The following is a 9,813-nucleotide window of genomic DNA, read 5'->3' on the forward strand; positions in this document are numbered from 1 at the left end:
GCGGCTGCATGCGCGGCAGGTTGAAGGCCTGGCCCAGCTCGGAGCCCCGGCCCGATGCCTGTTGCAGCGGCGCTGCGTCGGCGGGCAGGCCGCCCTGGTCGAACAGCGCGAGCGGATCGAGCTTTTGCGATGCCTCGAAGCACGAAGGCAGGCCGGTATGGGAGGCGTCATGCAGTGCCTCGGTGCTCAGGCCCTTGAGGGGAAGCGTTTGGACCATGCCGTCATGGCGCTGCTGAATCAGCTCGCCCTTGCCGTGCGAGGGCAGGCCGGCCCAGCCTTCTTCCTGCTGCCGAGCCTGCTCGGGCGGCGGTGCAAAGGGGTCGAAATCATTGGGAATCAGCAGCGGGCGATGCTGCGGCCTGGCCGGCTGCGGCATCGCCATGGCCGCTTGCTCGGGGGGGATTGCACTCTGGGCAGAAGGCGCAGGCGGGGTCTGGATGTCATCCAGGCTCAGCGCCGTCAGGCCTTCCCAGGGATCGGCGATGCCGGCGGCGGCTGGAGGCAGAACGTCTGCCAGTGGCGCAGCTTCTGCCGGCCCCGTTGCTTGCGGCTGCAGCGGGCTGTCAACTGCGAGGGGCTGCTGGATCGGTGGCTGTGGGATTGCCGTGACCGGCGAGGGAGCCGATGGCGTTGAGGGTGCTGAGGGCGCAGAAGGTGCTGAGGGCGTCACAGCCGCTGCAAATGCTGCGCTGGCAGGCGCCGGCACGGCTGCACCGGGCGAGGCCGGTGCCTCGAAAGGGGTGCCCGGCGCCACGGCGGCCAGGGTGTAGGCGCCGATGCGGATGCGCGCGCCCAGTGTCAGGGCCACTTCCTGGCCCGAGCGCACGGGCTGGTCTGCCACCCAGATGGGATCACGCTCGCTCAGGTTCGCAACAAAGGCTCCCTCGGAATCGAGCCTGACCATGGCGTGCACGCGCGCCACGGAAGCGTCCGGATCCGAGATGATGAGCTTGTTCTGGCCACTGCGTCCGATCGTGCCGCCTGCCATGCCGAATACGGCATGCCAGTGGCGGTCGACCGCAACGCCATCGTGGTCCACGACCCTGAGTTCGATTTTGTCCATGGAGTCTTAGGCTAGGCAGTTTTCAGGAAGCGTCGGGGGCCTCGGCAGGCCTCAGGAGGCCTTGCGCGCTGGCGCCGGGCGCTTGTTGCGCAGCGCGGCGCGGGCATTGTTGAATTCCCGGCCCCAGGTGGGATGGCCCTTTTCGGCCTCGGTCAGCTGGAAGGTGGGGTCCAGGGCCAGGGCCATGTCGAAGTGCTGCCGGCAGGGCTTGCGGCGGCCTTCCACGCAGTGGCTGAAGGCGATGTACTTGAGCGCCTTGACCTGGCTGCTCATCGGCAGCTCCTGCGCGGTGGACAGGGGCGTCAGGGCCGTGATGGCATCCTCGTAGCGGCCATCCACGTAGAGCTGGATGGCCTCGACCAGCTCCTGCTCCTTGATCACCACCGGGTCCACGGGCTTGACGGGCTCGACAGGCGCCTGCACCACGGGCGGTGCTGGCTCGGGCTCCACCGGCTTGGGTGCGGTTTCGCAGGCGGCCAGCCCGAAGGCAACGGCAAGGGCAAGGGTCAGGCGCTGGAGGGAGTGAGGGATATGCATGGACATGGTCATCGGGCATCAAAGTCATGGGAAAGGGTCACCGACTGGCCGTCGGTGATGCGGATCACCTGCCGATAGCTCTCGAAGCCGGGGTTGCGCAGTTCCACCGTGTGGGAGCCTGGCGCCAGCTTGAGCAGCACGACGGGAGGGGTGACGCCGGACGGCTTGCCGTTGATCAGCACGTTGGCCCAGGGGTTGACCCTCAGGCGCAGGTTGTGATCTGTCCGTGGCGTCTCAGGCCGTGCGGCCAGTGCGGCGGAGCGCACCGGGGCCGAGCCCGATGTCAGTGCGGTGATCGATGTGATCACGCGGCTGTTCAGTGCAAAGCCGCCGGCCGTGGGTGCTGCGGTTGCCACGCGCAGCCGTTGCGCGGCAGGGCAGCGCTGGGTCCAGCGTTCCTGGGCGCGGCTGTAGGCGTCCCGCCACGGCGTACCCGTGGTCTCGTAGACCTGCAGCGCAAAGCCGGGGTGGGCGGCGAACGCGGCGTCGAAGGCGGCCTCGCAGCGCGCCCATTCCTTGTGCGTGCAATAGGTGTAGGCCAGGTACTTGTGGGCGGAGGCCCGCTCCATGGGATCCGCCAGCCCGCCAAACAGCGCAGCCTGCAGCGCACGCTCGGCCTGGGCCAGGTCGCGCGCCTCGAACAGCGCAATGCCCTGCGCCAGCTGCGGGCGTCCTGCCGAGCCGGTTTGGGCCGGCGCGGCCTCCTCGCATGCCGCCTGGGAATGCGCCAGGCAGGGCAGGCCGAGCACTGCAGTGCACAGCATCCATCGCCAGCGGTGGTTCATCAGTCGAGCCATGCGCCGCGCTCATTCGAAAAGATGGTTCACGGTCACCGACTCGCCCTTGGTGACCGTGATGGTCTTGGTCACCGTAGAGGCCGCACCCGGGTTGCTGATGTCGATGCGGTACTCGCCCTCCGGCAACTCCATCTGGGTCAGCGGCGGGCTGGTCCGTGCCGGGGCGCGGTTCACGGAGACATAGCCCCAGGGCACGACCCGGAACACCACCTTGCCTGTGGCCGCTGCGGGCTTGGCGGGGCGGGCTTCGGTCTTGGGCGGCTCGGTGGGCAACGGCTCGGGCACCGCGGCCACCGTGACGGGGGCGACGGGCGCCCCTTGCTCGGGCTGGGAAGGGGGGAGTTCAGCCAGCGCGGCCTGCTCCGGCGGGGTCATCGGCTGCACCTGCTCCGTGGAGGCCAGCGAGGCCTCGTTGAGCAACTGCTTGAGCAGCGCCTGGGCCTCGGTGCGGTGCTGTCCTTCGGGGAAGCTGTCCAGGTAGTCCTGCAGGCGGGCCAGGCTGGACTGGCTTTGCGCCTGCTGCCATGCCAGGCTGTCGCGGGCTGCCAGGGTCTTGGCACGGGCCTGGTCCTGGGAATGGTCGTACCACAGCACGCCGCCGCCCGCGATGGCCGCCAGCACCAGGGCGCCGATGGCCATCGGCACGGCCATGCCGCTGCGCCTGGCCTTGGGCACTGCCTGGACGGCAGCGGCCGGAGGCTGCACCCCTGCGGGCGCGCCCTGAACGGCGGGTGCGGAGGCGGGCTGTTGGGATGCAGGCGCCTGCGCCTGAACCGGGGGCTGCGCAGGCTGAGCGGGGGGCAGTGCCTGGTCGATGTCGATGTACGGACCGTTGTCCAGGCCCATGGGATCGGCGGCAGATGCCTGAGGCGTCATCTGGGGCGCGGCTGCGGCTGCAGATGGCTGGACAGGGCCGCCTGTTGCCAAACCCCCAGGCGCGGTGGGAGCGGGCGGCACCGGTGCGACCGTGGCGACAGGAGGGACCGCAGGCACGGGCATGACCGTGGTCGCGGGCGCTGCCTGCGGCGCTGCTGCAGGAACGAAGATTTCCGTGATCGGCACGAAGCGCGGCGCCTGCACGGCTGCCGACTGGGTGGCCATGGCGGCCTGTACGGACGCAGGCGGCGTGATCGGGATGTAGATGGGGCTGGGTTCCCCCGGCGCAGGCGCTGCCCGGGCGTCGGTGGACAGGCCCAGCAGGCTGCGCAGCTCGGCAATGGATTGGGGGCGGTCCTGGGGGCGAACGGCCAGCGCCCGTTGCATGCCCTGCAGGAAAGCGTCGGAGTAGCCCGGGACCTGTTCGGAGGTCAGCGGCTGCATGGGATCGGTGACCATGCGCGCGACCGAGGTGGCCGGGATGCGGCCCGTGGCGGCCTGGTGGATCAGTGCGCCGACCTGGTAGATGTCCGTCCACGCGCCCTGGGGCATGGCGCCGTCGTCCACGTATTGCTCGATGGGCGCAAAACCGGGCTTGAGCACCATGGTCAGCGCCTGGGTCATGTCGCCGATGATGCGGCGCGCGGCGCCGAAATCCAGCAGCACGGGGCTGCCATCGCGCTGCACGAAGATGTTGTCCGGCGCGATGTCGCGGTGAAAGCAGTCTTGCGCATGCAGCACTTCCAGCACGTCCAGCAAGGGGATCAGCAGCGCGCTGAGCCCGGCCTGATCCATGCGGCCGGACGATGCCTTCAGCACCTGGCCCAGCGTCTGGCCCTCGTAGTGGCGCATCACCATGTAGGCCGTGCCGCCGGCTTCGAAGAAGCGGTAGACATGCACCAGGGTGGGGTGGGAGAAGCGCGCCAGCAGGCGGGCCTCGTTGATGAAGCTGCGCAGCCCGGCGTCGAAGGCGCCACGGTGCTGCGAGCGCACATGCACCTGATGGGAGCTTTGCCGTCCGGCCAGTGCCGAAGGCATGTACTCCTTGATCGCGACCTCGCGGTCCAGAGAGAGGTCACGGGCCTTGTAGACGATGCCGAAACCGCCTTCGCCGATGACATCTAGCACGCGGTATTCGCCAATCTGGACACCTGCCGGAAGGCAGTTGGTCGAACATGCTGCTTCGCTATCCATGCAATCCCACCCAAGATGTTGTTTCACACGCTGGCGGGCGAGGTCTGTCGCAGTGCCAGGGTGCCGAATCTGTTCGAGGCCATTGGACAAGCACAAAGCCGGCATCGCACCGGCAATCTGTCTATGCAACCGCTGGTTTTCCTCGATCAGCCAATTGTCTGAAGCCGGGGGCCAAAGACGAACGTCATGGACTCGTCATGAATACAAGATCGTATTTCAATCGGACTCCGAATGCGGCGTGAGTGTAGCTTGAGTTCTGCAAAAAGCCATGACACGTATCGAATGGATAAGCGATGGATACATTTTTTTTCAGATGTATCGGCCGTAACAATTCAGTCGGGCCAATTGTTTGTATTTTTCCGATCTTATCCACTATCATCGCGGCTCCAACAAAGGAGGGCGGTTCACGACAGTGAGGATTGCAGGCGATTGTCAATAAATTCCTTGACCATCCAGGGTATGCGCCGCACTGATCTGAATCACATGTTCAGTGAATCGGTTTCGTGCGCTCTACCCGGGAGTGGTTTTCCCCTTTGTTCGCGTGTGAACCATCCGATGCAGTCGGTCTATTGGGTTGCATGCGAACGTTTAATCCATTAATTCGAGAGGTGTGCAATGTCCGTTGATATGTTCATGAAGGTCGAGGGCGCCAGTGGCGAATCCCAGGATTCCAACCACAAGGGCTGGACCGACATCGACTCCTTCACCTGGGGCGCGACCCAGCCCAACACCATGGCCAGCGGCGGCGGTGCCGGCGCCGGCAAGGTGAGCTTCCATGACCTGAACGTCATCGCCAAGGTGGACAAGTGCTACCCCGCCGTGCTCAAGCACTGCGCCACGGGCAAGCACCTGGGCCAGGTCGACATCTCGCTGTGCAAGGCCGGCGGCTCGCAGATCGAGTTCACCAAGATCACCCTGACCGACGTCATGGTGACGAACGTGACCGTCAGCGGCGCCAACTCCTCTGACACCGTGACTGTCAACTACTCGTTCCAGGCTGCCAAGGTCAAGACCCAGTACTGGGAACAGACCAACCAGGGCGGCAAGGGCGCCGAGAGCCAGATGGGCTTCAACATCAAGGAAAACCGCGAAGCCTGAGTCTTCTTGCGCAGGCTTGCTGCTGCGGCAAACCCGCGTCGGATGCATCCGGCGTGGGTTTGCCGTGGATGCGCGGGAATATGGCCTCCATCCATCGATGGAGGCTTTCCAGTATGGAAAGCTGGAATCGAGCGGTGGATGGAATATCGGGCAGGACGTGCCTTGTCTCTGCATTTACAAGGCCGCTGCTAGCAGATTCACATGTCAGTTCCTTGACAGAAGGCCGCCTTCCATTCCTGTCAGAGGCTGAATGCCTCAATATCTTGCAATATTTAACAAATACACAAACCCATGGCCGCAGGCATGGGGAAATTGATGTGCTCGTTGCACCAGGTGTGTGCAGAAACTCTCTGGAAAAAATGGATTGGCGCAAATATGCGCAGGATTACCGCGAGTGGGTTCCTGTTGGTGTTGGTCCAGTCACTTTGAATGTCTGGTGCCGGGGGTTGCCAAACGCTATGGTGTGTATGGCCTTTGCGGCGGCAAGTCGCGGAGCATACACGAAGATCGGCCGTTGTCGAGGATATTCTTGTAGGTCCAATTATTAAAACGCAATTCGTTTCTTTAATAAATCCCACTGCCAACTTGTGTACAAGAAAGAGTACTAAATGCGTGAATGGACCATTGCCCATTGCCTGATCGCAAATCAGGCAATGGTATTGCTGCTGCGGTCGGCGTATACCCTGTCTTCGGCCATGCGCGAGTCCGGTGTCGAAGGCAAGGCCTGGCCCTTCTTCAGGGCTCCGGGCATGTCGTTGCCAGCCCCTGGCGGCGGCCAGCGGCAAGGCCTGCGTGCTCCAGCGGGCGTGGCAGTCGCATGAGCATCGCGGTTGTTTCCTCGCCGGTGTGCGAGACGCGCCAGGGCCCTGCGAGCAGCGCGCATTCGCTGGCTGCGCAGATCTACGCCTGCCTGAAGAACGACATCTTCGATTTCCGCCTGCTGCCTGGCGACCGTTTCAGCGAAGGCGAGATCGCCACGCGCATGCAGGTCAGCCGCACGCCCGTGCGCCAGGCGCTGTTCTGGTTGCAGCGCGATGGCTATGTGGATGTGCACTTCAAGAGCGGATGGCAGATCAAGGCCTTCGACTTCAAGTACTTCGAGGATCTGTACGAGGTGCGCACCCTGATGGAGACCAGCGCCGTGGCCAGCCTGGTGGGCGAATCGCTGCAGTCATTGCAGCCGCTGCGCGAAGTCTGGTGCGTGCCGGAGGAGCAGCGCGAGACCGACCCCGCCGTCGTGGCCTCGCTGGACGAGGCCTTCCATACCGGCCTGGTGGCCGCGACCGGCAACCAGGAGATGGCGCGCATCCACCTGGACATTACAGAGCGCATCCGCATCATCCGCCGCCTGGATGTGATCAAGCTGCCGCGCGTCTCGGCAACCTATGACGACCATGCCGCCATTCTTGCCGCCATCGAGGCCGGCGATGCCGCGCTGGCCCAGTCCTGCCTGAAGCAGCACATCGCCGACAGCCGTGCCGAGGTCAAGCGCATCACCTTCTACATGCTGCAGACGGCGCGCGAGCGCTACGGAGCCCTGCAGCAGACGGCCTGATGGTCGGGATGTGTGGAACGGGCCTCTTCGGAGGCCCTTTTTCATGGGCGCACGGCTCGCTGGGGGAAGGCGCGCGTGCATCCGGCCCGGCAAAGGCTGCAAGTCGCGGGTAAGCGGCCCGCTTATCCCTGCATTGCGGCGGCGGCGTCCCGGTAGTCTCCCTGCCAAACCGTGGACGGGCCCTGCGCCCGCACCATCCGCAAACTTACAGGGAAGAGAACATGAGCATCAGAACCGACAACCTGAATGTGCAAAGCCTGTTGGCCCGAGCCCAGTCCAGGCTCAACAGCAGCACCACGGCGCAGACGGCTTCGGACTCGGCCATTAAGAAGAGCGATGCGCAGGCCGGCGCCACGAAGACGGACAGCACCAAGACGGAGACCACCGAAGCGGAGAAAGTCCGCAAGCTGGCGCCTTCGCTGTCCAAGGCACACGAGCGCATTGCGGCCCAGGCCCAGGCGGGCTCTACCTCGCTGTCGGCGCTGGGGCAGTTCAAGTCGTCCCTGGTGGATCTGGCCACGGCGGGCAAGGAGATGGCGGCCCTCACGGCGACCAGCACCACCCAGTCGGTTCAAGGTGCGCTGGAAAAGCTGGTGGCGCGCTACAACGCCAGCGCGGCCAAGGGCAATGCCAGCGCGGCCGCCGGCTCCACCACCGATGTGGGTGCCACCCGCGCGCTGCGCGAGCTGCGTGCGGCCATCATGAGTGTCACGGGCAGCGCGACTTCGCCCAGCCTGGCCAGGATCGGCATCGTCCAGCGCCAGGACGGCACGCTGGCGGTGGACGCCAAGGCCCTGGAAAAGTCCATGGCCACAGATCCCGCAGGCGTGACCTCGGCCCTGGCCGGCATTGGCAAGGCGGTGGAAAACAGCGCCAACGATGCACTGTCCACGGGCAGCCGCCTGAGTTCGTCCATGGCAAGCCTGGGCGACCGGGTCAAGGCGCTGCAGCAGCAGCAAAGCGCCGTGGTGGCGACGGCCGAGAAGCTCGGCGATTCCCTGGTCGGCTCGGCCAACTGGAATCGCATGGTGCTGGACGCCTACCTCAAGAACTAGTTTTTGCCGCGTTTCCGTCCCGCATCCTGTTTCCCCATCATGAAAAATCTGCGCATAGGCCTTCGTCTCGGAGGCGGTTTCACCATTCTTTTGCTGATCATGCTGCTCATCAGTGTCACCAGCATCGTCAGCATGGGGCACATGGCCCGCTCGACCACGGAAATCACCGAGGTGGCCCTGGCCAAGGAGCGGATGATCAGCGACTGGTTCCGCAACATCCACTCGGGTTCGCGCCGCACCACGGCCATTGCCAAGAGCAGCGATCCCTCGCTGGCCACCTTCTTCGCCGAAGACGCAGCCGAGTCCTCGCGCCAGTCCAGCAAGCTGCAGGACCGCATCGAGCCGCTGCTGCAGACCCAGGAGGAAAAGGACATCTGGGTCGAGATCAAGAAGGCGCGCGCCGGCTATCTGGCGGGCCGCGACGTGGTGACCAAGGCCAAGGCCGAGGGCCGCGCCGAAGACGCCGAGCGCCTGTTCACCCAGCAATACCAGCCCGCCACGCAGCGCTATATCGACATGGTCCAGCGCCTGCTGGACATGCAGCGCGCGGCCATCGACAGCTCCGCCGCCGATGTGCTGGTGCGCTTCTCGGCCAGTCGAGCCGCCATCATCACGGTGGTCTCGCTGGCCTTTGTGCTGGGCGCGCTGGCCGCCTGGTGGATCACGCGCGGCATCACCAGGCCGCTGGCCGAGGCCCTGCGCGTGGCGCGCACCGTGGCCAACAACGACCTGACCAGCCGCATCACCGTCGATTCGCGCGATGAAACGGGCCAGTTGCTGCAGGCGCTGCGCCAGATGAACGACAACCTGGCCCAGGTCGTGGGGCAGGTGCGCTCGGGTGCCGACAGCATTGCCACGGCTTCGGGCGAGATCGACGCGGGCAACCAGGACCTGTCCTCGCGCACCGAGCAGCAGGCCAGCTCGCTGGAGCAGACGGCCGCTGCCATGGAGGAGCTGACCAGCACGGTCAAGCAGAACGCAGAGAACGCGCGCCAGGCCAATCAGCTGGCCGCTTCGGCGTCGCAGACAGCCGTGCAGGGCGGCAAGGTGGTGGCGGGCGTGGTGGACACCATGGGCGGCATCAGCGAGTCCAGCCGCAAGATTGCCGACATCATCGGCGTGATCGACTCCATTGCCTTCCAGACCAACATCCTGGCGCTGAACGCCGCCGTGGAAGCGGCGCGCGCCGGCGAGCAGGGCCGCGGCTTTGCCGTGGTGGCCGGTGAGGTGCGCGCGCTGGCGCAGCGCAGCGCCTCGGCGGCCAAGGACATCAAGGACCTGATTGCCGACTCGGTCTCCAAGGTGGAGGCGGGCACGCGTCAGGTGGCCGAGGCCGGACGCACCATGGACGGCATCGTGCAAAGCGTGCAACAGGTCAGCGACCTGGTGGCCGAGATCACCGCCGCCAGCCAGGAGCAAAGCAGCGGCATCAACCAGGTGCACCAGGCGATTTCCCAGATGGACACGGTGACACAGCAGAATGCGGCGCTGGTCGAAGAGGCGGCCGCTGCAACCGGTTCGCTCAAATCCCAGGTGCACCAGCTGGCCGCTGCAGTGAGCGTATTCCGTATCGAGGGCGCGGCGTCCGCTCGTCCGGCGGTGCCAGCCCCGGCCCCTGCCGGGCGTGCACAGCCGGCG

At 65.6% G+C, this 9,813-nt stretch carries 9 protein-coding genes; 5 read left to right on the forward strand and 4 right to left on the reverse strand.

The features are described 5' to 3' along the window. From L995_RS26035 to L995_RS26050, 4 genes are all read right to left on the reverse strand, one after another. Window positions 1–1,063, reverse strand: a 1,063-nt coding sequence (locus tag L995_RS26035) for an FHA domain-containing protein (protein WP_047474208.1), incomplete at its 3' end; no start/stop codon positions are given. 51 nt (window positions 1,064–1,114) lie between these two features. Continuing rightward, complete coding sequence (locus L995_RS26040; protein WP_231574534.1) at window positions 1,115–1,606, reverse strand: TssQ family T6SS-associated lipoprotein; 492 nt, start codon at window positions 1,604–1,606, stop codon at window positions 1,115–1,117. Window positions 1,607–1,608: 2 nt separating this feature from the next. Then, complete coding sequence (locus tag L995_RS26045; protein WP_047474210.1) at window positions 1,609–2,397, reverse strand: PEGA domain-containing protein; 789 nt, start codon at window positions 2,395–2,397, stop codon at window positions 1,609–1,611. Between the two features lie 9 nt (window positions 2,398–2,406). Continuing rightward, window positions 2,407–4,467 (reverse strand): serine/threonine-protein kinase, encoded by a 2,061-nt coding sequence (locus L995_RS26050; RefSeq protein ID WP_047474211.1) that lies wholly within the window; start codon window positions 4,465–4,467, stop codon window positions 2,407–2,409. A 615-nt stretch (window positions 4,468–5,082) separates the two neighbouring features. On the opposite strand from L995_RS26050, the gene L995_RS26055 reads away from it, so the two are divergent. The 5 genes from L995_RS26055 to L995_RS26070 form a co-directional block, all read left to right on the forward strand. Beyond that, window positions 5,083–5,565, forward strand: coding sequence for an Hcp family type VI secretion system effector (locus L995_RS26055; RefSeq protein WP_016446977.1), 483 nt, complete (start codon window positions 5,083–5,085; stop codon window positions 5,563–5,565). Between the two features lie 608 nt (window positions 5,566–6,173). Beyond that, complete coding sequence (locus tag L995_RS33500; RefSeq protein ID WP_126311363.1) at window positions 6,174–6,386, forward strand: hypothetical protein; 213 nt, start codon at window positions 6,174–6,176, stop codon at window positions 6,384–6,386. Then, window positions 6,383–7,120: a GntR family transcriptional regulator gene (locus L995_RS26060; protein WP_016453385.1), complete on the forward strand. Its 738-nt coding sequence runs from the start codon at window positions 6,383–6,385 to the stop codon at window positions 7,118–7,120. The genes L995_RS33500 and L995_RS26060 overlap by 4 nt, the downstream gene beginning before the upstream one ends. A gap of 221 nt (window positions 7,121–7,341) precedes the next feature. Continuing rightward, a complete protein-coding gene (gene fliD, locus L995_RS26065) occupies window positions 7,342–8,175 on the forward strand; it encodes a flagellar filament capping protein FliD (RefSeq protein WP_017407064.1) in 834 nt (277 codons plus the stop codon). 39 nt (window positions 8,176–8,214) lie between these two features. Beyond that, the coding region (locus L995_RS26070; RefSeq protein WP_047474212.1) for a methyl-accepting chemotaxis protein at window positions 8,215–9,813 on the forward strand (1,599 nt) is incomplete at its 3' end.

The organism is Delftia sp. ZNC0008 (assembly GCF_000799035.1).
GTDB lineage: Bacteria > Pseudomonadota > Gammaproteobacteria > Burkholderiales > Burkholderiaceae_C > Comamonas > Comamonas tsuruhatensis.